24 protein-coding genes are annotated in these 25,428 nt (G+C 43.9%); 11 read left to right on the plus strand and 13 right to left on the minus strand.

Annotation, left to right across the window (positions count from 1 at the left end):
* Positions 1–125: 125 nt before the first annotated feature.
* The gene (gene hmpA / locus AB4274_RS18330; protein WP_372112859.1) at positions 126–1,322 is read right to left on the minus strand and encodes an NO-inducible flavohemoprotein; all 1,197 of its coding nucleotides are present in this window, start codon (positions 1,320–1,322) and stop codon (positions 126–128) included.
* 368 nt (positions 1,323–1,690) lie between these two features.
* Between hmpA and norR the strand changes: the two genes are divergently transcribed.
* Positions 1,691–3,283 (plus strand): nitric oxide reductase transcriptional regulator NorR, encoded by a 1,593-nt coding sequence (gene norR, locus AB4274_RS18335; RefSeq protein ID WP_017062637.1) that lies wholly within the window; start codon positions 1,691–1,693, stop codon positions 3,281–3,283.
* Positions 3,284–3,372: 89 nt separating this feature from the next.
* Entirely contained in the window at positions 3,373–3,732 is a 360-nt protein-coding gene (locus AB4274_RS18340; RefSeq protein WP_017062638.1) for a glutaredoxin, read from the plus strand.
* A gap of 109 nt (positions 3,733–3,841) precedes the next feature.
* Here the strand turns inward: AB4274_RS18340 and AB4274_RS18345 are convergent, their stop codons facing one another.
* On the minus strand, positions 3,842–4,477 hold the full coding sequence (locus AB4274_RS18345) for an OmpA family protein (RefSeq protein WP_029235219.1): 636 nt from the start codon (positions 4,475–4,477) through the stop codon (positions 3,842–3,844).
* Positions 4,478–4,735: 258 nt separating this feature from the next.
* Here AB4274_RS18345 and AB4274_RS18350 point away from each other — a divergent pair, with 258 nt between their 5' ends.
* From AB4274_RS18350 to AB4274_RS18375, 6 genes are all read left to right on the plus strand, one after another.
* The gene (locus AB4274_RS18350) at positions 4,736–5,362 is read left to right on the plus strand and encodes a thioredoxin domain-containing protein (protein WP_372112861.1); all 627 of its coding nucleotides are present in this window, start codon (positions 4,736–4,738) and stop codon (positions 5,360–5,362) included.
* 76 nt (positions 5,363–5,438) lie between these two features.
* Positions 5,439–5,912: an FKBP-type peptidyl-prolyl cis-trans isomerase gene (locus tag AB4274_RS18355; protein ID WP_017062642.1), complete on the plus strand. Its 474-nt coding sequence runs from the start codon at positions 5,439–5,441 to the stop codon at positions 5,910–5,912.
* 172 nt (positions 5,913–6,084) lie between these two features.
* Complete coding sequence (locus tag AB4274_RS18360) at positions 6,085–6,675, plus strand: TetR/AcrR family transcriptional regulator (protein WP_017062643.1); 591 nt, start codon at positions 6,085–6,087, stop codon at positions 6,673–6,675.
* A gap of 143 nt (positions 6,676–6,818) precedes the next feature.
* On the plus strand, positions 6,819–7,850 hold the full coding sequence (locus tag AB4274_RS18365) for an NADP-dependent oxidoreductase (protein WP_136981892.1): 1,032 nt from the start codon (positions 6,819–6,821) through the stop codon (positions 7,848–7,850).
* A 35-nt stretch (positions 7,851–7,885) separates the two neighbouring features.
* Positions 7,886–8,506, plus strand: a complete 621-nt coding sequence (locus tag AB4274_RS18370; protein WP_372112863.1) for a glutathione S-transferase family protein — start codon at positions 7,886–7,888, stop codon at positions 8,504–8,506.
* Positions 8,507–8,656: 150 nt separating this feature from the next.
* Positions 8,657–10,333: a pseudouridine synthase gene (locus tag AB4274_RS18375; protein WP_372112865.1), complete on the plus strand. Its 1,677-nt coding sequence runs from the start codon at positions 8,657–8,659 to the stop codon at positions 10,331–10,333.
* Between the two features lie 166 nt (positions 10,334–10,499).
* On the opposite strand, the gene AB4274_RS18380 is transcribed toward AB4274_RS18375, so the two are convergent.
* From AB4274_RS18380 to AB4274_RS18390, 3 genes are all read right to left on the minus strand, one after another.
* On the minus strand, positions 10,500–10,793 hold the full coding sequence (locus AB4274_RS18380) for a YkgJ family cysteine cluster protein (RefSeq protein WP_080582263.1): 294 nt from the start codon (positions 10,791–10,793) through the stop codon (positions 10,500–10,502).
* Positions 10,794–10,968: 175 nt separating this feature from the next.
* Positions 10,969–12,153 carry a D-alanyl-D-alanine carboxypeptidase family protein gene (locus AB4274_RS18385; protein WP_017064476.1) on the minus strand — a complete coding sequence of 395 codons (1,185 nt, stop codon included), beginning with the start codon at positions 12,151–12,153 and terminating at the stop codon, positions 10,969–10,971.
* A gap of 178 nt (positions 12,154–12,331) precedes the next feature.
* Positions 12,332–12,919 (minus strand): DUF4136 domain-containing protein, encoded by a 588-nt coding sequence (locus AB4274_RS18390; RefSeq protein ID WP_017064475.1) that lies wholly within the window; start codon positions 12,917–12,919, stop codon positions 12,332–12,334.
* Between the two features lie 268 nt (positions 12,920–13,187).
* Here AB4274_RS18390 and AB4274_RS18395 point away from each other — a divergent pair, with 268 nt between their 5' ends.
* A complete protein-coding gene (locus AB4274_RS18395; protein WP_017068159.1) occupies positions 13,188–13,442 on the plus strand; it encodes a YgjV family protein in 255 nt (84 codons plus the stop codon).
* A 135-nt stretch (positions 13,443–13,577) separates the two neighbouring features.
* Here the strand turns inward: AB4274_RS18395 and AB4274_RS18400 are convergent, their stop codons facing one another.
* Together AB4274_RS18400 and AB4274_RS18405 are read right to left on the minus strand one after the other, a co-directional pair.
* A complete protein-coding gene (locus tag AB4274_RS18400) occupies positions 13,578–15,041 on the minus strand; it encodes a diguanylate cyclase domain-containing protein (RefSeq protein WP_372112867.1) in 1,464 nt (487 codons plus the stop codon).
* 294 nt (positions 15,042–15,335) lie between these two features.
* Complete coding sequence (locus tag AB4274_RS18405) at positions 15,336–18,503, minus strand: chitinase C-terminal domain-containing protein (RefSeq protein WP_372112869.1); 3,168 nt, start codon at positions 18,501–18,503, stop codon at positions 15,336–15,338.
* Positions 18,504–18,979: 476 nt separating this feature from the next.
* Here AB4274_RS18405 and AB4274_RS18410 point away from each other — a divergent pair, with 476 nt between their 5' ends.
* Positions 18,980–20,566, plus strand: coding sequence for a BCCT family transporter (locus tag AB4274_RS18410; RefSeq protein ID WP_017062653.1), 1,587 nt, complete (start codon positions 18,980–18,982; stop codon positions 20,564–20,566).
* A 129-nt stretch (positions 20,567–20,695) separates the two neighbouring features.
* On the opposite strand, the gene AB4274_RS18415 is transcribed toward AB4274_RS18410, so the two are convergent.
* The gene (locus AB4274_RS18415; RefSeq protein WP_017062654.1) at positions 20,696–21,058 is read right to left on the minus strand and encodes a RidA family protein; all 363 of its coding nucleotides are present in this window, start codon (positions 21,056–21,058) and stop codon (positions 20,696–20,698) included.
* A 281-nt stretch (positions 21,059–21,339) separates the two neighbouring features.
* Between AB4274_RS18415 and AB4274_RS18420 the strand changes: the two genes are divergently transcribed.
* Positions 21,340–21,786 carry a DUF417 family protein gene (locus tag AB4274_RS18420; RefSeq protein WP_372112888.1) on the plus strand — a complete coding sequence of 149 codons (447 nt, stop codon included), beginning with the start codon at positions 21,340–21,342 and terminating at the stop codon, positions 21,784–21,786.
* Between the two features lie 104 nt (positions 21,787–21,890).
* On the opposite strand, the gene AB4274_RS18425 is transcribed toward AB4274_RS18420, so the two are convergent.
* The 5 genes from AB4274_RS18425 to AB4274_RS18445 all read right to left on the minus strand — a co-directional run bounded on the left by AB4274_RS18425 (position 21,891) and on the right by AB4274_RS18445 (position 25,088).
* On the minus strand, positions 21,891–22,367 hold the full coding sequence (locus AB4274_RS18425) for a GNAT family N-acetyltransferase (protein WP_371714599.1): 477 nt from the start codon (positions 22,365–22,367) through the stop codon (positions 21,891–21,893).
* A 76-nt stretch (positions 22,368–22,443) separates the two neighbouring features.
* A complete protein-coding gene (locus AB4274_RS18430) occupies positions 22,444–22,908 on the minus strand; it encodes an acyltransferase (protein ID WP_372112871.1) in 465 nt (154 codons plus the stop codon).
* Positions 22,909–23,026: 118 nt separating this feature from the next.
* Positions 23,027–23,176, minus strand: coding sequence for a hypothetical protein (locus AB4274_RS18435; RefSeq protein WP_017067591.1), 150 nt, complete (start codon positions 23,174–23,176; stop codon positions 23,027–23,029).
* A gap of 94 nt (positions 23,177–23,270) precedes the next feature.
* Positions 23,271–23,627, minus strand: a complete 357-nt coding sequence (locus AB4274_RS18440; RefSeq protein WP_017062659.1) for a hypothetical protein — start codon at positions 23,625–23,627, stop codon at positions 23,271–23,273.
* A 213-nt stretch (positions 23,628–23,840) separates the two neighbouring features.
* Positions 23,841–25,088 (minus strand): RidA family protein, encoded by a 1,248-nt coding sequence (locus AB4274_RS18445; RefSeq protein ID WP_065583922.1) that lies wholly within the window; start codon positions 25,086–25,088, stop codon positions 23,841–23,843.
* Positions 25,089–25,428 lie beyond the last annotated feature (340 nt).

Consider the following 25,428-nt stretch of genomic DNA (forward strand, 5'->3'; position numbering starts at 1 on the left):
TTTTGCAGTAGTCGATGATGTCAGACAAAACCAACCAAACCCAAAAAGGCCTCACACTGTGAGGCCTTTGAATAGGCAAGGTTTTAAATAGATCAGGCGAGTGTTAACACAACTACCTTGAGCTCTTAGAAGTTAGCGTGAGGGCCGAATACTTCGTAGTGAACGCGTGAACGATCAACTTTGAGTGCGTCTAGTTGTTCCACGATGTTCTTCATGAAACCAACAGGACCACATATGTAGAAATCGCTCTCTTCAAAGCCTTTAGTATCAGAGATAGACGCTAGATCCATTTGGCCTTGATGCGTGTTTTCACATGCAGATTCGTCTTTGTTCATGTACCACGTTTTCGCTTCCCAACCTTTGTCGGCAACAATATCTTTAACACGAGTCGTGAAAGAGTGTTGGCCTACGTTCTCACAAGCGTGAAGGTAAAGTACTGGCTCGTTTTTATCTACCGTGTTTAGGAACTCAAGCATAGACTGCATTGGCGTTACACCAACACCTGCAGAGATAAGTGTTACTGGCTTGCTGCGCTCTTGATACATGAAGTCACCCGCTGGTGCGTATAGGCTAACCTCATCACCAACAGCAACCGTATCGTGTAGGTGGTTAGATACAACGCCTTGTGTCTCTTGGCCTTGTCCTTCACGTTTAACAGAAATACGGTATTGCTTGCCGTTTGGCTTATCAGACAGTGAGTATTGACGAATCTCGCTGTATTGAGAGCCTTCTGGTTTCACTTCGATACCGATGTATTGACCTGGTGTGTAATCCAGAACTTCACCGCCGTCTTTTGGCTGAAGGATAAAGCTTGTTACTAGCGCTGACTCTTCGATTTTGTCTGCAATCACAAACGCACGCGCTGCTTCCCAACCACCAACAGCTTGCTTACGCTGTAGGTAAAGTTCAGCTTCACGATCGATGAATACTTGCGCCAAGAATAGGTAAGCGGCTGTCCATGCTTCTTCCACTTCTGGAGTAAAGGCGTCAGCAGCTAGTTCACGTAATGTCTCAATCAGGTGCAAACCAACAATTTGGTAGTGCTCTGGTTGAATGTTAAAGCTTGTGTGTTTCTGAGCAATACGTTCAACGGCAGTTGTTAACGCTGCTAGATTTTCAATGTTCTTTGCATATGCCGCGATAGCTTCAAACAGTGCTACGCCTTGGCGACCTGTTCTTTGGTGAGTCATATTGAAGATATCTTTCAACTCAGGGTTATGCGTGAACATACGTTGATAAAAATGCTGAGTTAAAGCTGGGCCTGCGCTCTCAAGTAGAGGAATAGTAGATTTGATGATTTCGATATGTGCATTGTTAAGCATAAATTTACTCCGAACACTGAGCCTTATGACCTATATGTCATTTTGACTACTAAAAATTAAGAATGACTTATCGATTTTCTGAAACCTTAGTTATTTTTAGAAACTGAGTTATTTTGACTCGTTTTCATTTCAAAAAATCGCGAAACCTGATTAATGCAACCTGATTGATTGAGATCAAGAATAGTCTGTTTAATCAGCGCTATAATTGGGCTTCTCTGTATCTTCTGCACAATCAGTGCCAACTTTATCAATCCCCGTCATTACTGGTTTTCTTCTCAAAACTCATCTTATAAAAATGTCAAAAAGACCTTTTTTTTAAGTCAATAAGACTCTATTATGTAGATAAACACACACAGTTAGAGTTTTTTATGCAAGATATCTCCGCATCTACCCTCATGGAAATGACCATTGGCCTCGCAAGTGGTGTCAACGATCAAGATCGTTTCAATCGCCTGATCGATGCCATTCGCAAAACCATAACGTGTGATTGTGTCGCGCTTTTAAGCCTTCAAGGCGACACGCTAGTACCTATCGCAATGCAAGGGCTCAGCCGAGATACGTTCGGTCGTCGCTTTATCATTTCAGAACACCCACGGTTTGAAGAGATCTGCGCGTCTCGCTCTCCTGTTCGTTTCGATGCTGACAGCTCCTTACCCGATCCTTTCGATGGTTTGCTTATTGACCATGATGGCGATTTACCAATGCATGCTTGTATGGGCTTGCCTTTGCTATTTGGCGATAAGCTCTTAGGTATTCTGACTCTAGACAGCTTGAAACCTGATGTCTTCGCGAATATTCCGGCGCGTAACCTTGAAGTACTGGCAGCTATTGCAGCCTCAACCATGCAGATGGCACTGACCTTCTCGCAACTTGAGCATCAAGCAAAACAGTCAAAGCAATTACTCGAAGAATTGAACGTAGAAGCGTGGGAACGTGACGGCGGTGAGTTGATTGGTAACAGTGACACCATGGTCGCGCTTAAGAACGACATCGCTGTTGTAGCTCCATCTGAGTTTAATATCTTGATTCATGGTGACACCGGGGTTGGTAAAGAGCTTGTGGCTCGCACCCTGCACCACCAATCTCAACGTAAACGTAACCCACTCGTCTACGTAAACTGTGCTGCAATTTCTGAAAACTTAGTAGAGAGTGAACTGTTTGGTCACGTTCGTGGCGCGTTCACTGGCGCAGACAAAAACCGCTTAGGTAAATTTGCTTTAGCCGATGGTGGCACACTGTTCCTTGATGAGATTGGTGAATTGCCTTTGGCCGCTCAAAGTAAGCTCCTACGTGCGCTGCAAAACAACGAAATCCAACCGGTTGGCCAAGACAACATTCAAACCATTGATGTGCGAGTATTGGCAGCGACAAACCGAGATCTAAAACAAGAAGTTGAAGACGGTCGATTCAGAGCCGATTTGTACCACCGATTGAGTGTGTATCCTATCGCGGTGCCAGCACTGAAAGATCGTGGTGACGACATCAGCCTATTAGCGGGTTTCTTCTTAGAACAAGCGCGTCGTAAGCTTGGTATCAACCAAGTTAAGTTCCGCTCCGACGTTCTTTCTTTCCTAAACCGTTATGGTTGGCCGGGTAACGTGCGTGAACTTGAGCATGTGATCAGTCGTTCCGCATTGAAAGCGTTAGCGCGCAGCACCAATAAAAACCTGGTGACAATCACCAAGGAAGATTGTGGTCCTCTAGACCAAGATCAGCCAATTGCGACGACTCAGGTGAAAAACACACCATTATCGACACCAACGATCGACCTTTCTGCAGGGCTACGTGGTGCAACGGACGATTTTCAACGCAGTATCATTACTGAGGTGTTGGAAGATGCCAACTTTAACTGGGCACAAGCAGGGCGAGTTCTGAAAACAGACCGAGCAAATCTGACTCGACTGTCTAAGCGTTTAGGGCTAAATGTGGCTAAGTCTCATACGATCGAACGGACAAAATAGATATTAGCGGTTTGTTGCGAGCATCTGACAAAACTTGTGTATATAATGCTGCAAATTGTAACGCTAATTTTAAATATGTAGAGAGAGTTATGAAGTTTATCCGTTGGTTCTTAGGTCGTGTCATCTTGTTATTGAATTTTGTTTTCAGCCCACGTGGTGTGAAGCGTTCTCAAGAAGAACAAAGCAAAGTAAATGAGCAAGCAAAAACGCACACGTTATACCAATTCGAAGCGTGCCCATTTTGTGTGAAAGTGCGCCGCGCGATGAAACGTCAGTCGGTTCAATTTGAACTTCGTGATGCAAAAAACAACGAGCAACACCGTGCTGAGCTTGAAGCTGGCGGCGGTCGTGTGAAAGTGCCTTGTCTACGTATCGAAAAAGACGGTAAAACTGAGTGGATGTACGAATCTTCAGATATCGTGACTTACTTAGAAAAGCAGTTTGCATAAGCAATAAAGCAACAAAAGTCAGATACAAAAAATCCCTCGAATGTGAGGGATTTTTTATGTCTGTTATTTGGCGTTAATCGCTTCAAATTGGGCGCGAAAGTTCAAACGACTACTTCGTGACAATCAGCATCAATTCAACACGGCGGTTACACGCCTTGCCTTGCGCAGAAGCGTTCGTACAAGCTGGAACATACTCACCGAAGCCACGAGTATAGATGGAACGACTTGATACGTAGTTACTCTCTAATCGAGCCTTCACTTCTTTTGCTCGCTGCTCTGAAAGCGGATCATTGATTCGATCTGTGCCCGTGTTATCGGTGTGCCCTTCAATCACCACATCAATATCTTGGCGTTGAGCAAGGTAGCTGCCTAGCGTATCTAGCCATTGATTATACGCTGGCTCAGGGAATGCTGAACCTGTTTTAAAGTTCACGTGCTGCTCAAGCTTTACCATCACATGGTTACCCGGCAACACTTCAAAATCGATGCGGTTTTGTCTTAAAAAGACTTCCAGTGGGTCGTTAGTCGAAACGCCACGTCCGTAGTTGGTCGTGATGGTTCTGTGTTGATGAGTGCTACTCTGGATAGAGTACCCACGATTGCTTGCTACATGAGTCGTTTGAACCACACCCCATTCAGGATGCATCAAGTCGTAATCGGTTTGTGGTGCAGTCTCTAGCATGTCACCGCCAAGTAAGTCAGTTGGTGACGTGGCTTCACACCCAGCCAAAGCTATGCTTAACATTATCGCTAAATATCTCATTACTTCACCAACCACTCATGCAGATAAACCATTCACTAATGTCTATATCGGCACCGAGGGAAAAACTTTAGACGAAAAGAAAGCAGAACCCAAAAAAGTGCTGTTGATCACAGTTAACCGTCTACTAGCTTGTCTTCAGCCGCTAGTTCGAACTGTTTGCATTTATTTACCTTATAATTGTTTTCCAATTCGTACTAAATAGTTAGAATCTCACGACTTCTCAACGCTAGAGCAAACATTATGTTTAAACCATTTACTAAATTCATCACAGCATTCGCTGCCGTACTCATTATCGCGGGTTGTAGTGAAACAGACGAGCCACAAAAAGGCGTTCAATACGAAGCGCTTCCTACTGCTCTAACAGAATTTAACTTGTCTCCGATCACTGAAATCTTCTCTCTTAACTGTGGTCACTGCCGTCAAATGGAAAGTGCCATTCCAGAGATTGAATCTCTAACAGACCAAACTATTGGCAAGATGCACGTGACGTTCAACGAAAGCGCTCAAATCAGCGCAATGATCTACTACACAGCAGTGATGCAGCTTGATGCGACGCCTGACCACGCATTCATGGACGACCTATTTGGTGCCGTTCAAATGGGTGCAGATGCAACACCTGAGCAGCGCCAACAAGCACTAGAGACAGCGTTTACTTCTCGTGGTTTGGTTAGCCCATACCAGCTGAACAAAGAACAGCAAGTCGCTCTTTTCGACTACGTTAAAAAAGCTGAAGAGATTTCAGTAAAAGGCCAGATCAACTCAGTACCAACCTTTATCATCAACGGCAAATACCAAGTACTAACAGCAGGTCACCAAGACGTTGCTGGCATTGCAAAAACGATCAACTACCTTTTGACTCAACCATAATCACGGCTTTAGTCAACTGATTAACACATTTTGTATTAACTACGAAATTCAGCACTCAATATAAATAGGTTTTACTATGTCTAAATTTGTCATCCCGGTCATTGTCTTTCTTTTGGCGGGTTTCATGATTTACCGTACTTGGACGAATCATAAGTCTGGCGGAGAAAACTTCGAACAAGGCCAACAATTTCTAATTGAAAACGGCACTAAAGAAGGCGTGATTACGACTGAAAGCGGTCTTCAATACCTTGTTCTTGAAGAAGGTACAGGCACAGAGCACCCAACTAAGAACAGCAAAGTAACGGTTCACTACCACGGTACGCTAATCGACGGCACTGTTTTCGACAGCTCTGTTGAGCGCGGCGAGCCAATCTCATTTGCTCTTAAGCAAGTAATTAAAGGCTGGCAAGAAGGTTTGACTTACATGGTTGAAGGCCAAAAAGTTCGTCTATTTATTCCAAGCACTCTAGCTTACGGTAAAGGCGGTTCAGGCCCTATCCCACCATCATCGACTCTGATTTTTGATGTAGAACTCATCTCTATCAAATAATCGAAGTTACTGATTTAGGCCCCAACATACGCGCTATGTCGGGGCTTTTTTATATCTGAACATTTGAAGCCTCTTTAGATATTGAGCTATTTAGCTACTGTAACAACGACCAAATATACCCTCGAAAACCGACCACTAGACGACTGGTCTAATTTAACTTATAGTACCGCCCATGAACGAAAAAACGAATGACACACGCCTGCATGTTTTAGATGTTGGCTACCAATTAATAGTGAACAACGGCTTTAACGGCGTTGGCTTATCGCAATTGCTTAAAGAAGCGGACGTGCCGAAAGGGTCGTTTTACCACTACTTTAAATCGAAAGAGCAATTTGGCGAGGCTCTGATCCAGCACTATTTTGAGACCTACATCAGCAGAGTTGAAACTATTTTGGTTCATGGTGAAGGCAACCATTACCAGAGAATTGTCAGTTATTTCACTCGATGGTCACAGATTGAAAACGGCACCTGCAATGCTCATAAATGCTTGGTCGTTAAACTCAGCGCGGAAGTTTCTGATCTTTCTGATCCTATGCGCCAAGCGCTATTAAAGGGTGCAGAAAAAGTGACGAATACCATCGAACAGTGCATTGTCGGCGGTATTGAAGATGGCTCCATAAAGGTTGAAGAGAGCCAAGAAGCAGCTCAGAACCTATACTCAATGTGGTTAGGCGCCAGCTTATTGAGCAAGCTGAGCCAAAGCTCACATAGCTTACAGTCAGCTTTGAGCCTTACCGAACGAATTTTAAAAGGTGAAAGCTAATAACGCGCAGCGCGCTTTATTGGCTTTAACTTAAAAAAATCACCCGCCCTCTTATCAATTTGATGACGGCGGGATTTTTAGACAACAAGACTAGACGACTGGTCTAATTCTAAATGTATAAAATACACAATTAAGGACATCCAATGACTCAACAAGACAATCGCCGAATCGTATTGGCTTCTCGCTCAGTTGGCGCACCGACTCAAGACAACTTCCGTTTAGAGACAATAGCTGCGCCAAGCATCAAAGACGGCGAGATGTTACTTCGCTCAGTTTACCTTTCTCTAGACCCATACATGCGTGGTCGTATGAGCGATGCTAAATCCTACGCAGATCCCGTTGCGATTGATGAAGTGATGGTAGGCGCAACCGTATGTCAGGTTGAAGAATCAAACCACGCTGATTACGAAATTGGCGAGTGGGTACTGGCTTACACAGGTTGGCAAGATCTTGGTGTGTCTAACGGTGAAGGCCTTATCAAACTAGGTAAAGAACCAACGCACCCTTCTTACGCGCTTGGCATCATGGGTATGCCTGGTTTTACTGCTTACATGGGCTTGCTTGATATCGGCCAACCTAAAGAAGGCGACACGCTAGTCGTTGCAGCAGCAACAGGTGCTGTAGGCGCAACCGTTGGACAAATCGGCAAACTAAAAGGTTGTCGTGTTATCGGCGTTGCAGGCGGTCAAGAGAAGTGCCAATACGCGAAAGAGGTTCTTGGCTTTGATGAATGTATTGACCACAAAGCTGACGACTTCGCAGAGCAACTGGCTAAAGCGTGTGACAACGGCATCGATGTTTACTTTGAAAACGTTGGGGGCAAAGTATTCGATGCAGTAATGCCTCTACTTAACACAGGTGCTCGTATTCCTGTGTGTGGTCTTATTTCTCAATACAATGCGACTTCACTGCCTGAAGGCCCAGATCGCATGTCTAGCTTGATGGGTATGTTGCTGGTTAAACGAATTAAGATGCAAGGTTTCATCATCTTTGATGACTACGCGCACCGTTACAACGAGTTTGCTGTTCAAATGACAGAATGGCTATCTCAAGGCAAGATGCACTATCGTGAGCACCTTGTTGAAGGTCTAGATAATGCACCACAAGCATTCATGGGCCTATTGGAAGGTCAGAACTTCGGTAAGCTTGTTATCAAAACGAACGAAGCTAAATAAATTCAATAAACTGAACCCGTTAACTAGGTAGAATCATGATTACTTTACATCACCTGAATAAGTCGCGCTCAAAGCGCATCATCTGGCTATTGGAAGAGCTTGGGGTGGATTACCAAATCAAACCATACCGACGAGACAGTGTCACTTTTCTTGCACCGCCAGAACTTAAATTCATTCACCCATTGGGTAAATCTCCTGTCATTGAAGACGATGGCGTCGTGATCACTGAATCTGGTGCTATCACGGAATACCTAATCGACAAATACGGTCAGGGTAAGTTCGCACCTACACGCGGCACCGCAAACTACGTTGAGTATTCGCAATGGCTTCACTTCGCTGAGAGTTCAGGTATTTTGCCAATGCTGCTTAAGATCTTTGTAATGAAGGACGGCTGTGAAACTAACTTCCTAGGCGGTTATGCAGACGATGAAAACCAAAAGATCCTCACTTACGTGAATAATGCACTTGAAGGTAAAACCTACTTGGTTGCAGACACACTAACAGGTGCAGATTTTATGATGTCGTTCATCGTAGAAATCGTGGGTAACTTTGGTGCAACTGCGCTTTACCCTAACATCGCTAAATACGGTGAACTTTTAAAGAGCCACCCTGCTTACCAAAAAGCTGAGCAAGTAGAGCTAGAACACTCGAGCTGATCGAGTTTCACTCAAACACGTGCTTGCTAGAGTAAACACAAGAAACTAAATGAAGCCAAAGCCGATTTATCTTCTGCTTTGGCTTCTCATTTGTCTTCATTTCGACAACAATACCGAACTCTAACTGAACAGCCATAGAGTTTGATCTTAATGCCAACAAACCTCGCTCAATACACACCTCTGCACCTAGCAAACACGAATGTCGATTTAGCGCTACCGACTCGTTTTACGTTTCCGTATTACTATACCCCGCACCCTGTGTGTGAATTCGCTATGCTGCTGCTTCAGCAATCACTTGTCGACTGTGGTGTGAATGAAACCTCGCAAGGTAATCTCTACGCTGTGCTTCTTGTTCAGAATCCAACCACACAAGGGTTAGGTTACCTTTCTGCGTTTTCAGGCTTGCAGTTAGGTCCGGCTTTGGTCTCTCAGTTAAACAACATTCACTTTGTTCCACCAGCCTTCGATTCAAAACAGTTTCAATCTCAAAACAGTGCGAACCTTGCTCGACAATTGCAGCTCTCGGACGACATTGAAAAGCTGCAACAGTCGCACAATCTAGACACATTATTGGCCGAGCTTGAAGGGTTAAAAATCGAATCAGCAAAAGCTATCGAAGCCTTTCAGTTAGCAATGGCCGCAAACAAAGCTCAGCGTAACGAACTCAGAGAACAAGCCAATCAAGAAAAAGCATTAGGGAATCTAGAGTCAGCGGCGAATTTGCTCAAACAACTGGGCAATCAAAGTAGCCAAGAGAAACGTGACCTAAAAGCACTTCGTATTGAGTGGAAACAGAAGATCGCAGAGCGCCAATCACAAATTGATTTGATTGAAAGCGAACTGAAAAACCGTAAGCAAGATCACCAAGCAGTTTCACAACAGTTGGAAACTCAACGCCTCTCTCACTATCGCTTTATCAATCAAGCCAAGCAATCTAAGAATTTACTCGAGTTGCTCGATGGTAAAGACGCGCTTGAAGGCTCTGGTGACTGCTGCCTACCTAAGTTGCTTAACTTTGCGTTTGAACACGGGTTCAAGCCGTTAGCATTATCTGAGTTTTGGTGGGGATTACCGCCTACAGACATCATTCGACAACACGCAAACCTCTACCCTGTTTGTCAGAGTAAAAGCTTTGAGATCCTCGAACACCAGTTAAGTGGCATAGAGCTAGAAGATAACCCGCTTATCGTGAACCCTGCGGTTGGTAAGTCTTTTAATATTGTTTATGAAGACGATGAAATCGTAGTCGTCAATAAGCCTGAAGAGTTCTTGTCGGTTCCCGGTAAGTTCATCGAAGATTCAGTTTATACCCGCATAAAAGCGCGTTACCCGGATGCGACTGGTCCTTTGATTATCCATAGGTTGGATATGTCGACGTCAGGTTTGTTGATCTTGGCGCTCACGGCGGAATCAAACAAGCATATTCAGAAGCAGTTCATTAATAGAACCGTAGAGAAACGCTACACCGCTTTGTTAGATGGCGAGATAACGGGCGAATCTGGCAATATCAGCCTTCCTTTGCGCGGCGACATCACGGACAGACCAAGACAACTGGTTTGTCACCAACACGGCCGAAATGCAGAGACCCATTGGCAAGTGGTTAGCACTCACAATGGCAAAACCAAGGTTCACTTGTACCCTAAAACAGGGCGAACCCACCAGCTGCGAGTGCACTGTGCTCATCCATTAGGGCTTGCTGTACCTATTCGTGGTGACGACTTATACGGATACAAACGCGAGCGCTTACACCTGCACGCTGGCTACTTAAAGTTGATTCACCCGACAACCGGTGAATGGATGGAGTTTGAAGTGCCTTCCGAGTTCTAAACTCTAACTTATCGAGCTAAGACTCTTATCTCACTCAATATTTGATCTCATAAAACGCATCAAGGTTCTACAACTGCTTAAGGTATAGAACCCTGATATTTAATTTTAATGTGATTATCACAGTTCATTAGCGTACTTTAGTTACTGAGTTCAATACTGCAGACGCCTAGCCCATCACATCTTTGCGCTGGTCAACACATTCGAAAGAGCCCATTTCGAACTCGCGACAGATCCATGGTCGGTTTTCGTAGATAGTACACATCAGTGTTTCTCTATCTACCGCAGAACACCAGCCGTCGTCTAAGCGCTTCATGGTTTCACCGCCCCATTCATCATAAGCGATGTGCTCTTCAGGTACGCCCGTATCTGTGATGATCATAACCTCTAAACGACAACAGCATGCCTGACAATTTGCACAGGTTACTTCGGGTTCGGTTACGTTCTTTATATCTATCGTCATAAGTGACTACACTGCTAAATTTTGCGTATAGTAATCGAAACCGCCCGCTACGGCTAATAAAGATAGTGCGGCGCGGCGTTTTCATTGATGTAGAAATAACAAAGGGCGCTGTGATTCACTCACAACACCCATAATATTTCGACTTTTCAGTGCGGCTTATCGCCACAGGCTCTATTTAGAACAGGCTCGCGAAGAACAGCTTAACGTAGTCTATTAAACGTTTGAACAAACCGCCCTGTTCAACCGCTTCAAGCGCGATCAAAGGCTGAGTTTGAACATCTTCGCCATCAACGGTGTAATGAACCACACCTAGAGTTTGACCTTCTGCAATTGGCGCTTTCAGTTCAGAGTTAAGCTCGATAGATGCAGTCAGCTTTTTACTGTCTGACTTAGGCAACGTAATGAACGTGTCTTCTGCCACACCTAATTTCAATGTGTCTTGCTCACCAAACCATACCTTCTCTTCAGCCACTTGATCGCCGCCTTTATGCGGGTTTAGTGTATCGAAGAAACGGAAACCGTAGCTCAACAGCTGTTTGCTGTCTGATTCACGGCTCTTAACGCTTGATGCGCCCATCACAACCGCGATAAGTCTCATCTCACCTTGTGTCGCTGAACTCGCCAAACTGTAGCCAGCACCAGAGGTGTAGCCCGTTTTCATGCCATCAACGGTTAAGCTTCTATCACGCAACAAGCCATTACGGTTATGTTGAGTGATGCCGTTGTAACTGAAAGAGCGTTCGCTGTATAAGCCATACACATCCGGTAAATCACGAATAATAGCACGACCGAGTAACGCGATATCGTAAGGAGTCGAATAGAGGTCGTCTGCATCCAAACCATGTGCATTGGCAAAATGGGTGTTTTCTAGCTTCAGAGAGGTAGCCCAAGAGTTCATCAGGTCAACGAATGCATCTTGTGAGCCTGCAACATGCTCTGCAATCGCAACGCTAGCATCATTACCGGATTGAATAATCAAGCCACGATAAAGATCCATCATTGCTACATCGGTGTTTACTTCGATGAACATTTTTGAAGAGTCTGGGAAGTTCTTCGCCCACGCGTTCTCACTGATTCGTACCTGATCATCAGCAGAGATGTTGCCTCGCTTCATCTCTTGACCTGCCACATAACTGGTCATCAGTTTGGTCAAGCTTGCTGGGTTTAACTTCGTATGTGCGTTTTTTTCTACCAGCACATCACCAGAATTAAAATCAATTAACACATACCCTTTTGCGCCTAGGCTAGGTGGGCTTGGTACTATAGAAGGTGCTGCGATAGCTGCATTACTTACCATCGCGGCGTTACTTACAATGAATATACTTAATAGAGGGAGAGAGTATTTGGAAAACAGTTTCATTGAATCAAACCTAAGTTAACGTTTTGAGCAGTATAGACAAATGCTAGCAAAAGAAGCGCGAACTTTACGTTGCTTTACGTATTTGTACCATTCGTTACAAATAAAAAAGTATAATCTGCGATCTGACCATATTTTCCACAACTAATATTTACTCCACGAATGCATTCAACGCCTAATGCTATCGCTCAGGCATGCGTCTAAATAACATTTCAACAAAGCCAGTAATACGCTGTTTGCTCTCGCTTGGCTCTAAATCAGGTTGGATGCCAGACTGTGCTAATGCTTGCCATTGTACGACCTCTGAGTTAGGTACGAAAAACGCAATGTACAACGACCCTTTCTCCGCGACTTTACCTTCACCATCGTAAAATGGCACACCAGTAGATAGCTTAATCGCATCGAAGATAGACTCATCGTTCAGTTCCGATTCTTCCGCTAATCCAAAGCCTACAACAACATCACCGACACCATCCTGCTTTAACTGATAACCTTTACTTGAGAGCTGTTCTTGAATCGAATCACGCACTAAATCGGTTACCACGGTTTCATCGTATTTTTGAGAAAGGTAAACCTTTTCTGACTCAGGGTGCCAGGAGTACGTCATCACGCCGTGTTTCATGAAACCAAAGTCACCGCTAGTGACCACACCATAATTGTGTGTGGGTGGTATTTCTTGCGTAGAGCATGCGGTCAGCCCAATAGCCATCAAAGCCAATAGTGCTGCTTTTTTTATGCTTTTTGTTGCACAAATGGATCGTTTTATCATTCGAGGCTTCCTTACCTATATAAGAATAACTATCAATTCAACCTCCAACATAAATAGTAATTATGTTAATAGAAAGGTCATTAAACGTTTGCGTAATCGCTAACCTTCACCTCTGTCTGTTTTGGGGGTTTAATCACAAAAACAGAGTTGGTATAGTTCTCCCCGTTAAACAAAACCAGACCATTCGAGGCACGGAGCTTCCTCAATCATCTCATGAAGAGAAGAATTGGTACCGACAAAGTATCGGCAAATTTAAGAGGGTCAAACAATGGAATTCAATATGGTTGAAATTTTAGGTTACGCTGCGTCTATTATGGTCGCAATTTCATTAACAATGAAAGATATCGTTCGTCTGCGTGTCCTTAACTTTATTGGCTGTGCACTCTTCACAGCATACGGCATCATGATTGACGCATGGCCAGTTGCAGCCACCAACGGCTTTATCGCTTGTGTAAACATCTACTTCCTTGCAAAAATGCAAAAGGAAAAAAAAACGGAAGCGATGAAAGCAGCGAAAGCTTAAATTAACGATTAGCCTTTCAAATAATTCTGAAAAAGCCCAAATAGAGCGATCTATTTGGGCTTTTTTGTGTTTGTCGTTCTCAAGAGCTCGATTTGTGTGAACAAAACTTTTCAATTCAATGAGGCTTTCAACCGATCATATGTAAGCAACGTGATATTCGTTCTCTCGATACGCTTGAGTGTTGTTACGTCCACTCTCTTTTGCTTGATAAAGCGCTTTGTCGGCTTTATCGATAGCGGTTTCAATGTCAGTCAGTGCTTGAGCATGGCAACAACCAGCGCTGATTGTTACTGGCGACACTAAGCCTTGAAGTTGCTCAACACATAACCGTAACGCCTCTGATAATTCGAATAACTCATGTTCATCACAATCAAACGTCACCAAAATAAACTCTTCACCGCCATAGCGCGCAATCAAGCGACGACGATTAACAAATCTCTTAAGTGACTTTGCGACCGCACAGATAACCCTATCGCCTTGAGCATGACCATATTGATCGTTCACCCGCTTGAAATGGTCAATATCAAGCAAAATGACGCCGACATTCGTTATCGGATAAGGTGACTTCTGAGTAATTTTCAGTTTTAGCTGCTCGATAAAACTCCGTCGACTAGGAAGCCCAGTAAGGTAATCGAGGCTAGCCACATCTAAGAGCTTTAAGTGACGATGTCGCAAATAAAGCACCAGAACAACAATGATACTCAGTAGACTAACAACCAACGTCATCAAACTTGCCAACAACAAGCTGTGGTTTTTGTTGAGCTCTTGTTCTAAGACACCAGCAGAAATGACCCAATTCAGATACGGATAAAACTTGTAGAAGATGTTTTTACTCGTCGTGCCATCTGCCGTAGAGATAGAGTAACTAAAGTGACCTTCAGGTTCATCGACGACTTTATCGATAAGCAACTCTGAAGAGTCATCAATCAAGGTTTTTAAGTGCTCGTGTTCAAAGTTAGGCTGAAGGACTAACGTGCCCTGTAAATCAACGATATATACATAGCCACTATCGCCATACGAGTACTTTCTCAGTTTGTCTTTAAGTGCTTCGAGATCAACCAGATACATCAGTTCATCTTTATAAGTGGTCGCCACTAATGTATTGCCACTCGGTAGCCTCACTGAATACGCGACCTTCGCACGCTTACCAACTTCATGTGGGTTGGCGTGCGAGTATTGGGTCATTCCAGACTGTAAGCTCAGTTGTTGTTGAATATGGGTTAAATGCGCGCGATTTTTCCCTTGTAAGAACGGGTGATATAGATGAATACCTTGTGGTGACATCAGATAGATATAACCAGACTCTCCAATCACCAATTCGTTGGCAATTCGAATGACTTCTTCAACTTCTTGTTCTGGAGTGACACGCAGTGTGTGAGAGGCGACTGTATCAGTAACACCTTTGAGATAGGTTTTGATCGCTTCGTTGACGGTGGTGTCTACGATGTCGTAACTCGCGTTCACAATAGTACGAAAGAAGAATTGGTTGGATTCTAATAGTGATTCTTTCGTTCGGTTGAATTGAACTGCAGAGAGGAGCAGAGAAACTACGGCCAGCACAATTGAGAAACTAAGAATGTATTTACGTCTGACTTTCAAGATTACCCCGTAGATTTATAATTTCTGGTAACGCTGTGACTTCTCTTATATACAGACTGTTTTATATCATGTTTTTATTTTTTACTGAACGAATGTCGATATTTTTAAGGGTTTCTATACGCAATCTGTGACTTATGACAAAAACGCCGAACTGGATTCAGTTCGGCGTTTTAATTTTACGTTTAAATGAATGACTTAATTTATACTAATACCCTGATAAATAGACTTAAAAGCATTCGCATTTATTACCTATTATTACGATCTATTGTCTATAAGAGATTGCTTAGCATTAAATTAAGAACAAACTTGAGTCCAGCTACCATCGCTACCCGGTTCAGAACTTGTCCACCAGTTTGCTTGGTAAACACTACCGTTGTGAACCACTTGGTCTCCTGTGTTTGCATGGCTTGGGTTACCTGCCCAATCTTTCTGAGGTAAGTCTGGGTAAACCGCTAAACCTGCCGTATCACATGTACCTGGATTGGTGCCACCATAGCCAGGGTTACCGCCACCTGAACTGATATCACCTAATGGTAGATCTGGCTGCTCGAAGCTAAACGCGTAATCAACGCCACCGACATTCACCGCGTAGTTAGCAGGGCCAGAAATTGGCAAATAATACACCATGTCTAACTCATACACACCGCCAGCAGGAAGCTCTTCCCATGTCGGCAACGTAAACGCCACTCGGTGCATGGTTCCATCTAGTCCACCGATGTTATCCGCGCGAGTATGACCTGAAGCAATCACGGTCAAACCACCACCCGATTGATCTTTCGCGTTATCAGGTGCAGATACTGGGATATCGAATTGGAACTCAGTTCCACCCGGAAGAGCTTGCCCTGTGTTGTTCGTGAACGTGATCTTAGGGTTGATTGGGTAGTTTTGGTCACCGACTTTGAAGCCACCAACCGATACCGCGATATCTAGCGCTTCTGTTGGAATAGCACCCGTCGCTACTTTGTTTCCATATGGTGTTGCAGACTTAAACTTATCGTAGATAGCTTTCGTCATGGTGTTACCCATGTGGAACTCACCGTTACCGCTGTTACACGCTTGCTCAGTCGTATCGATAGAGCTTCGGTTGCCATTCGCATCGAGAACATAACAGTTATAATCCCCTGCTAGTTCCCAGAACATAATGCCGCCGATCTCTTTGTCGATAACGTAGTCCGCTTTCACGTCGATAGACTGTTTATCTTCTGTTGAAAGGAATACGCCCTTCTCTGCGTTCCACAACCAAGGGGCAACCGCCACACTGTCGTAGTTTCTCGTGTAAGTGCCCGTTAGAACATCTGAAGGATCATTCACAGGATCAAGCTTGTAAGCTTCAGCGTAAGAGCCCCAAATACCCTTCTCTAGGTTCTTCGCGTGCCACATAGGGTTAGAACCCGCGCCCATTTCGTTACCTTTTGGATCGGTATCGTGCCACATGTTGTCGATACCAATAGCGCCATGGCCACAGTTGTTTTTCTCGCCTTCACCCGTACCCGCTGAACATTCTGATTGGTTTGGCAGTGCTGCTCGGCCCCAAAGACCATTCTCACCACCCGTTACGCCTTGCCAACCACGAGTGTAGTAAGGCACACCGATGTTAATACGGCCTGCTGGCATAGAACCACGGAAGTAATGGTAAGCCCAATCCGTGTTCAGATAACCAATACCACCGTAAGCCGCCGTGTCGTATACGTTCCACTGCGCTAGCTCTGAATCTTTACCCGTATCAAACAAGGCTGCGTTATGACCTACGTGATCGTTCCACGCACCGTGAAGGTCGTAAGACATGATGTTTACGTAATCGAGGTACTTGGTTACATCGAATGTTTCCATACCGCGTAATAGGTAACCAGAAGAAGGCGCTGCGATCGTTAACATGTAGTGATTGCCATCTTGCGCAGACGCCGCATCGAGCTTCTCACGTAGCACTTTCATCAACACTTGGTACGAAGCCCACAGGTATTGACGACGTGGTTCCATGAAGTCTTTGTCGTATGGATTACCGGCACCCGCCATTGAGGTTGGGTATTCGTAATCGATATCTAGACCATCGAACTGGTACTTACGCAGCATTTCGACCGCTGAAGTCGCGAATGTTTCGATACCTTGATGGTTGATAGAACCATCAGCATTGGTCGTCATGGTGTAGAAACCACCATCAGCCACGCGGCTGCCATCAGTCGCGAAGTGACCACCTGTTTCAGCCCAACCACCGATTGAGATTAACGTTTTCACGCCGTGTTTTTTCTTCGCTGTCGCTAATGCACCGAAGTGACCTTTGAAGCCTAATGCCGGATCAACTTCCACACCCGGCCACTCTTTACCAACCGCTGCGTTATTTGGATCGTTTACATCACCGACGTTTACTTTGCCATCTGAACCGATGCTCACGAAAGCGTAGTTAATGTGTGTGAGTTGTTCCCAAGGAATATCATTTACTAGGTAAGCAGCTTGTGGGTCATCCCCTGCACGCCAACTTGTGAAGTAACCAATGACACGACGGGGATGGTCTGCACCCATTTTCTCACGGCCTTCATCATCGTAAATTGTACAGTAAGGAACATCGACACCTTGAGTTTGATATAAGCCATCAGGGCGACATGTGCTCACTGTTGGAGCGCCGTTCACGGTCAAAGATGCCAACGCAGAATCTGCAGTCGCACCTTGGTCGTCTGTTGCTTTCGCGTAAACTGCTAAAGAACCCGCTTGAGTTGTTGTGTAATCTAACGTGTAAGGGCTCGTTGCAGCAGTGCCCACAAGAGCACCCGCTACGTAGAAATCAACCTTATCAACCGTGCCATCGCTATCTGCTGCCGTTGCTGTCAGTGTGACTACACCACCAACATCAACAGATGTCACTGAAAGTGCAACTGAAACTGTCGGTGCTTCATTCCCTGGTTGTGCTGAATCAACAGAAACAGAAACCGCACTTGCAACACTTGCTGCGCCTTCATTATCCGTTGCAACAACAGAAACCTGATGATTACCCGACGTTGCAGCCCAAGTCGCTTCGAAATGTGCCGCTGTGACTACCGCAACAGATGCGCCATCAACAAAGAACTCAACCGAAGCCACACTGCCATCAGAATCTAGTGCTGTTGCACTCAATACAACATTATCGCCTTCAGTAATCACGTCAGAAGCAGAGGGTGCCGTTAATGAAGCCGTTGGTACTTCATTTGGCGTACCGCCACCTCCGCCACCACTACACACATCAATCTTTTTCCATTGTGCATAGTCACCCTCAAATTGGCTCGGGTTGTTATTTTGATTCCAGTAATTCGCTGAGTACGCGCTGCCGTCATGTGAAACCTGATCACCACCGGTGTACACCGTGGCGGAATCCCACGCTTCTAACGTTGAACAATCCACAGCCGCGTAGCTGTTGAACGCCATTAAGCATGACGCGGTGAGAGTACTGAGTGTAAAAACCTTCTTGGCCACTCTTCCTTGGTTTAGGTGCATGTTAGCTGTCCCTTAAGTTATTGTTTCAAGATGCTTAATTTAAGTGTCATATTTCTCATCACTTAAATCTCTTCGCAAAACAACTGTAGGTAACAGTGCCAATTTAACACCTAAAATATTCGATATTTATAAAATGACTCGCATTAATTTGTTTATAGCATGCAATGAGTCGACACTTATTTTGCACGAACAACTAATATTAAATTTATTTCGGTACGCTAAAAAATATCGCCTAATTCGTATCCTTAATTACAAAACTCTATTCATATCTGCTTTATTTGTTCGTTCTGAAATTTCGTTTTAAAACTAACCAAAAGGGATTGATTTCGCCGTAGAACTGATTTCTTTTCTAAATTTGCCCACTTTTCCTTAACAATTGTGGTAGTATCGCGGATTTTTTTGACGAACCTCACATTTCCAATGCAAGTGTGGGAGAAATACATAGGCTTGAAAGAGCCAAATATAGCGAAGAAATAATGTCCAACTTGACGCAAGTCGCCAACGAAAACATCAACGCAGAATCTACTTCTATCGATTTCAATAAAGCTCAATCTTTGGGTGAAAAGCTGGAACTCGGAAACCCAGTCTTTTGGCTTAGTGGCAGTTTTTTAACCCTCTTTGTCATCCTAGCCTTCACCAACACCTCCGTGTTGTCCGAACTTGTAAACATCGGCTTTAGTTATTCAACTAAATGGTTCGGTGCTTTCTGGCAAGTCCTACTACTTCTCAACTTCATTATCGGTTTAGTGCTTGCACTAGGTCGCACTGGCCACGTTCGCTTAGGAACGCTTGCCCTACCTGAAATGACCACCTTTAAATGGATGTCTATCGTCCTATGTACGCTGCTAGCCGGCGGTGGGGTGTTCTGGGCAGCCGCAGAGCCTATTGCTCACTTTGTTTCAGCTCCGCCACTGTATGGCAACGCAGATCCTCAAGCGATGGCGTTCAATGCTCTATCACAATCTTTCATGCACTGGGGTTTCCTTGCATGGGCAATCTTAGGTGGTTTGTCTTCCATCGTGTTAATGCACTTGCATTACGACAAAGGCCTTCCTCTTAAGCCTCGCACGCTGCTTTACCCAGTACTTGGCGACAAAGCGATTAACAGCTGGGTTGGTAACGTAGTCGACGCATGCAGCATCGTGGCTGTAGCCGCAGGTACTATCGGCCCTATCGGCTTCCTTGGCCTACAAATCAGCTACGCGCTAAGCGAACTGTTTGGTATTTCCGACAGCTTTGCTACACAAAGTGTCGTTATTATCTTTGCTATCGCAATGTACACGCTTTCTGCTTTGAGCGGCGTGAACAAAGGTATCCAACTGGTAAGCCGTTACAACATCATCTTGTCTGTGTGTCTAATCGGCTACATCCTTCTTGTTGGCCCAACGAGCTTCATCGTTGATGGCTACCTGCAAGGTATGGGCGAAATGGTTGATAACTTCATCCCAATGGCGCTATACCGCCAAGATACAGCGTGGCTAGGTGGTTGGACGGTATTCTTCTGGGGTTGGTTCTTAGGTTATGGCCCAATGATGGCTATCTTCATTGCTCGCATCTCACGTGGCCGTACTATTCGCCAAATGATCGTTTCTATCAGCATCGTTGCACCGCTTGTAACGTGTTTCTGGTTCAGCATCGTTGGTGGTAGCGGTTTAGCGTTTGAATTAGAGAACCCAGGTGTGATCTCTAGTGCATTCGAAGGCTTTAACCTTCCTGCTGTGCTACTGGCCATTACCGCTCAACTGCCGTTCCCGACTTTGATTGCAATTCTGTTCCTGATCCTGACGACCACGTTCATCGTGACAACAGGTGACTCAATGACTTACACAATCAGTGTGGTAATGACGGGTACGACAGAGCCAAACGCAGCGGTACGTACCTTCTGGGGTATCATCATGGGTGCGGTAGCGATCACACTTATCTCGATGGGTTCAGGCGGCATCTCCGCTCTACAGTCGTTCATTGTAATCACAGCGGTTCCGGTATCGTTTATCTTGCTCCCGTGTCTATGGCACGCGCCGAAGATCGCGAAGCAGATGGCAAGAGATCAAGGTATCGCTTAATACCTGACCCGATTTAGTTTCGGGTAGCGTAGAACACTAAAAAGCCACTCAAGTGATTCACCTGAGTGGCTTTGTTTTATCTGTTCGTTACTTCTATCTACGATAGCTTATTTCAATCGATAGTTCGGCTTATTGAAACTTTTCACCCGCAGCAACCATAAACGACATCTCAACCAGTAGCTCAGGATTAGCAAGTTCTGCTTTCACGCATGCACGGCTTGGCGCGCAGCCTTCAGGGAACCACGCTTCCCAAACTTCATTGAGTGCATCAAAGTTAGCGAAATCCGTGAGATAAATAGTCACTGACAATACGCGAGATTTGTCGCTGTCTACCAAACTCATCATTTCTTCGGCTTGTTCGAAGATTTGCTGAACCTGACTCTTAATTCCTGCTGTTGTATCCGTCTCTGCCACTTCCACAAAGCTTGCAATACCGTTAAAAACAGTTACATCAGACCAACGTTTGGTCGGGTTAATTCTATGAATTTTCACTGGTTATACTCTTCTTATAATTAGGGTGAACATCAGCGTAATCTAATCCAAATCATGAATATTGAAAACAAAAATTAGAAAGCTCGCGTTACCTTTTGAACAGCACTATCGCCTACCCATTGCTTTGGTTCTCAACATCACTAGCCTTTGAGTTCCTATCGAGACAATAAGTCGCTACCTATTAAGTTTTTAGATAAATATATTAATTATTATTCTCAATGCGAAATTTAATCTGAGCTATTGCGGTCATATTCAGGGAGTTTATTAAATTGAGTACTTTTATGCATGTTCAAACCTATGATTTAAAACAGAGTAATGTGGGATATAACCTAGGCGTGATTGGCGTAGCGTTGGTGTTAGCTTGGATTGGTATTTACAAGTTTACGCCAACCGAAGCAATGCTTATCGAGCCTTTAATCGCAAACCATCCTGCAATGAACTGGCTTTACAATCTGTTCTCAGTCCAAGCTGTGTCTAACATGGTGGGTGGCGCGGAGATCATTGTCGCGATTGGACTGATCGTTGGATTTAAGAAACCGACAGTTGCCTTCTACTCAGGCATTGCTGCAGCGGCTATCTTTGTTGTGACACTCAGCTTCCTGATTACAACGCCAAACGCTTGGAAAGTATCGGATGGCATCTTAGTCACTAACTTCTTCCTAGTGAAAGATATCCTGTTTTTGGCTATCGCGATTAGCGTAATCGAACATAACAAACCTCAGAAGTAACCGTAAATCTAGAAGTGGCCAAACCTAGAAGTAACCTTAAACCTTTAAATAAAAAGACTCGAAGCTGGCTAGAAGGACGCTGCCAGCTTCTGATGTATAAGGTTTTACTTGGCAATACCATCGTGATTAAAGCATTGTCTCGTTACCAATCCCCATTTTTCGTCGTGGTATTGATCTTCGACGTAGTTACCTGAGGTATAGTCGTTAACAACCTCTCTCCAGAACTTAACAGCATGCTCTGCACCTAGTACTTGCTTGATTTCCCAACTGCCCTTTAGATGTTCAAACAGTTCAGAAATAAACTGTTTTCCTACTTTATTTTTTCGAAAATAAGGCACTACATAGAAGTCGCAAATCTCAAACTCGTTTGGCGCTTTGGTTTCAATGGCGGTTAACGCGGCAGGAACTCCATCAATGTAGAGTAAGTAACCCGTAACGCTATCACCAAGCGTCGGGTAGATCTCAAACAAACCGTACTCGTCTGGTTTATCTCCAATGATCTTTGAAAACTCGGCCGCATACCCCTGATACAAATTCGCGTATACCTGTTGATTACCGCTATAGACTGTCACAATGTTCATAAACAACTCTCTTTCTAACAATCACTATTGATGCCATATATTATGAATCATAAACGGTAACTTTGTCTTCTCGAAACTAAGGTAAGTCTCTTAACTTCTTAGCAGGGTTGCCTGCATAAATACCTTTCTCAGTGATGTCTTTGGTGACCACACTGCCCGCGCCGATTACTGCACCTTCACAAATGCTCACAGACAGAACCGTGGCGTTAGAACCAATCGTGACGTTGTCAGCTATCCAGGTACGACCCCAGCTTTCAGGATTGGGATCTGGTTTGCCCTCTTTGAATAAGTCGTTGGCAAACATGACTCCGTGACCAACAAAGCAGTCACTTCCAATGGTCACATACTCACAGATAAAGGTGTGAGATTGAATCTTGCTTCTCGCACCTATCACGGTGTTCTTTTGAATCTCAACAAAGGGGCCAACGAACACATCATCTTTAAGCTCACAGCCATAAACGTTACTTGGCTCGATGATAGTGACATTCTCGCCACAGGTAATATCAGTAATCTGTGACTTTAATACTCTTGGACTTGCCATACTTCACTTCCTCTCGACATTAGCGTCACAATTCAACCTAAGAGATTGTGCCGTAAGCATTAAAGTGCAGCAAATAGATATGTTGAGAGTTGGCAATGGATCAGAAATTCTGCATAAATTAAAACAGTCCTACCAGCACAACTGACAACAGCACCCCACCGATAAAACTTGGGGCGTGGAATGGCTGAGCTTTAGATCTAACGTACTCTTTTTGAAGGTCTTCTTGGTAAGTTTTAACGGCGAGTTCTTTTATGTAGTTATTTTGCATAATAAGCTCCTTCTTAATCAGTAAGAGAAGCTTAAGACTTGAAGTTAGGTTGAGGTAAAGCAAAAAATCAGATTAATTGAACACTTTATTTTTGTTACTCGAGGATTACCCTGAACACATCGTTATTCACGCCGCCAACATCTACTAACTCTCCCGGTTTCATTAGAAGCGAGGTGTTAAGCTGTCGTGTTGAACGTGGCTCTTTTGTTTCTCGAATCACTAACATATCGACAAAATAGCCAGAGTCTTTCTTTGATATTGAGCCCGAAAACGTAACGCTTTCAACCCTATCGGCAAGGACTGAATTGAATGTTTTATCCTCTAAAACACCTGCGGCGATGGATGTATCACCATAAAATAGCGTGATGGTTGTTGGGTCGGGTACCAACTCTTGATTGGACGAACACCCTATTAGGGTAAGGCATAGCAGTAAAATGGCTCGAAATTGCATAAACTGGTTTTCTTTATTACGTTAAGCGTCTGTTTTTCATATTAAAACACTTCAACCTTATAAATACCATGTTTACGGGATAAGCTTAGGTGTGTCGCTTCGATGGACTTGAGTAATGAAGTGAACGGATCAGATCTCGGCCTGTTGAGTTTGCTCCCTATTTGGAAGCTAAACCGAGATCTGATCGATATTATCGAGAAGGGTTCAATTGATTTATGCAACAACGTCTTGTGGAGGTGTCCCTTCACAGTTAGAAACGACAGCATCAATTTGTACTAAAGCATTCATTGGGATTTCTGAAACCCCTACTACCGTTCTTGCAGGCAGCTCAGCATTAAAGAATGTGGTGTAGACTTCGTTTACCACATCAATATCTGAAATATCCTTAAGTTGAATATTAATTTTCACCGTATCGTCCATGCTATGGTCAACGCTTTCAATTATCGCCTTAATATTGTTTAAACATTGTTCCGCTTGTTCTTTTACCCCGCCAGCAACGATTTCATTTGTTTTCGGATCTAAAGGTAATTGGGCTGAAATATGATTGTAGTGAGAGAAAGCAACAGTATGCGAATAAGGCATGAATGGTGCAGAAACAGTATTATTGGTTTCAATAACCAGTAAGCGAGTGTCTTCTGGTAATTGCGGCGGTGTACCGTCGCCATGTGAAATGGATGTATCAATTTGAATTAAAGCACCCATTGGTAATTCAGCTGCGTTAACAACAGTACGAGCAGGAACGTAGCTTGGGAAGAATTTAGCACATACTTCATTTACCACTTCCGCATCTGCGATATTTTTTAGGTAGATAGTCGTTTTAACCACATCATTCATGACATGACCGATACTTTCTAGAATAGCTTTGATGTTTGATAGACATTGTGCTGTTTGCGCTTCGATACCACCATCAACCAACTCACCTGTGGCTACATCTATAGGCAACTGAGCTGAAAGATTGTTGTAGTGAGAAAAGGCAGCAGTCTGCGTGGACACAGTACTTTGAGGTGCATTATCCGTATTTCTTGAGACCTTAATTAGAGCGCAAGGTGCTTGTGGTTTAGTGCCTTCACCGTTAGAAATGAGAGCATCCATTTGAACCAGCGCATCGCTGTTTGTCAGTGCAGCGACACCCACGACAGTGCGTGTTGGCAGACTGTTGTGGAAGAAGCTTTTGTAAACTTCATCAATAGCATCGATATCAGAAATATTCTTAACGAAAACATGAATCTTCACGACATCATCCATAACATGGTCGATGCTTTCAACAATCGCTTTAATATTATTCAAACATTGTGCTGCTTGATCTTTAATATCACCGATGACTATTTCACCCGTTTTAGGGTCAATCGGAAGTTGAGCAGAAAAGTTATTATAATGAGAAAAAGCGACCGTTTGTGTAGATACAGAATTAATTGGCGCGTTTTCAGTGTTTCTTGAAATTTTAATGATATCGCTACTCATCGGTATTATCCTTTTAATAAAATAGGTATACGTATTTATATTTAACAATCGTATTTGGAAGAATGATTAAAGTAGCGCCATGTTAAGTGAATTATTTTAGGGTAAACGTGATACCCGTCAGACTCTAAGGTGACTATAAATCAGCAAGTTACAGAATAATTAGTCATCAAACGACTAATTATCCGTCGTGCTAGGCTTTATCAACTGCTAAATTATCTTTAATTTTAAGTCTATTCAATAATCCTGAATACTCTCTCTGATAGTACGGTGAGTAATTCCAGAATTTTAGATAATATTTGATAGGTTGTTCACACTAAAACTTCGTTAATAGCTAAGTTAG

Source organism: Vibrio sp. 10N.261.55.A10 (genome assembly GCF_041470825.1).
Classification (GTDB): Bacteria; Pseudomonadota; Gammaproteobacteria; order Enterobacterales; family Vibrionaceae; genus Vibrio; species Vibrio crassostreae_C.

Bases quoted from the DNA above. Each gene is read 5' to 3' on its own strand.
- hmpA (WP_372112859.1), bottom strand. From the start codon at position 1,322: ATGCTTAACAATGCACATATCGAAATCATCAAATCTACTATTCCTCTA.
- norR (WP_017062637.1), top strand. From the start codon at position 1,691: ATGCAAGATATCTCCGCATCTACCCTCATGGAAATGACCATTGGCCTC.
- AB4274_RS18340 (WP_017062638.1), top strand. From the start codon at position 3,373: ATGAAGTTTATCCGTTGGTTCTTAGGTCGTGTCATCTTGTTATTGAAT.
- AB4274_RS18345 (WP_029235219.1), bottom strand. From the start codon at position 4,477: ATGTTAAGCATAGCTTTGGCTGGGTGTGAAGCCACGTCACCAACTGAC.
- AB4274_RS18350 (WP_372112861.1), top strand. From the start codon at position 4,736: ATGTTTAAACCATTTACTAAATTCATCACAGCATTCGCTGCCGTACTC.
- AB4274_RS18355 (WP_017062642.1), top strand. From the start codon at position 5,439: ATGTCTAAATTTGTCATCCCGGTCATTGTCTTTCTTTTGGCGGGTTTC.
- AB4274_RS18360 (WP_017062643.1), top strand. From the start codon at position 6,085: ATGAACGAAAAAACGAATGACACACGCCTGCATGTTTTAGATGTTGGC.
- AB4274_RS18365 (WP_136981892.1), top strand. From the start codon at position 6,819: ATGACTCAACAAGACAATCGCCGAATCGTATTGGCTTCTCGCTCAGTT.
- AB4274_RS18370 (WP_372112863.1), top strand. From the start codon at position 7,886: ATGATTACTTTACATCACCTGAATAAGTCGCGCTCAAAGCGCATCATC.
- AB4274_RS18375 (WP_372112865.1), top strand. From the start codon at position 8,657: ATGCCAACAAACCTCGCTCAATACACACCTCTGCACCTAGCAAACACG.
- AB4274_RS18380 (WP_080582263.1), bottom strand. From the start codon at position 10,793: ATGACGATAGATATAAAGAACGTAACCGAACCCGAAGTAACCTGTGCA.
- AB4274_RS18385 (WP_017064476.1), bottom strand. From the start codon at position 12,153: ATGAAACTGTTTTCCAAATACTCTCTCCCTCTATTAAGTATATTCATT.
- AB4274_RS18390 (WP_017064475.1), bottom strand. From the start codon at position 12,919: ATGATAAAACGATCCATTTGTGCAACAAAAAGCATAAAAAAAGCAGCA.
- AB4274_RS18395 (WP_017068159.1), top strand. From the start codon at position 13,188: ATGGAATTCAATATGGTTGAAATTTTAGGTTACGCTGCGTCTATTATG.
- AB4274_RS18405 (WP_372112869.1), bottom strand. From the start codon at position 18,503: ATGCACCTAAACCAAGGAAGAGTGGCCAAGAAGGTTTTTACACTCAGT.
- AB4274_RS18410 (WP_017062653.1), top strand. From the start codon at position 18,980: ATGTCCAACTTGACGCAAGTCGCCAACGAAAACATCAACGCAGAATCT.
- AB4274_RS18420 (WP_372112888.1), top strand. From the start codon at position 21,340: ATGCATGTTCAAACCTATGATTTAAAACAGAGTAATGTGGGATATAAC.
- AB4274_RS18425 (WP_371714599.1), bottom strand. From the start codon at position 22,367: ATGAACATTGTGACAGTCTATAGCGGTAATCAACAGGTATACGCGAAT.
- AB4274_RS18430 (WP_372112871.1), bottom strand. From the start codon at position 22,908: ATGGCAAGTCCAAGAGTATTAAAGTCACAGATTACTGATATTACCTGT.
- AB4274_RS18435 (WP_017067591.1), bottom strand. From the start codon at position 23,176: ATGCAAAATAACTACATAAAAGAACTCGCCGTTAAAACTTACCAAGAA.
- AB4274_RS18440 (WP_017062659.1), bottom strand. From the start codon at position 23,627: ATGCAATTTCGAGCCATTTTACTGCTATGCCTTACCCTAATAGGGTGT.
- AB4274_RS18445 (WP_065583922.1), bottom strand. From the start codon at position 25,088: ATGAGTAGCGATATCATTAAAATTTCAAGAAACACTGAAAACGCGCCA.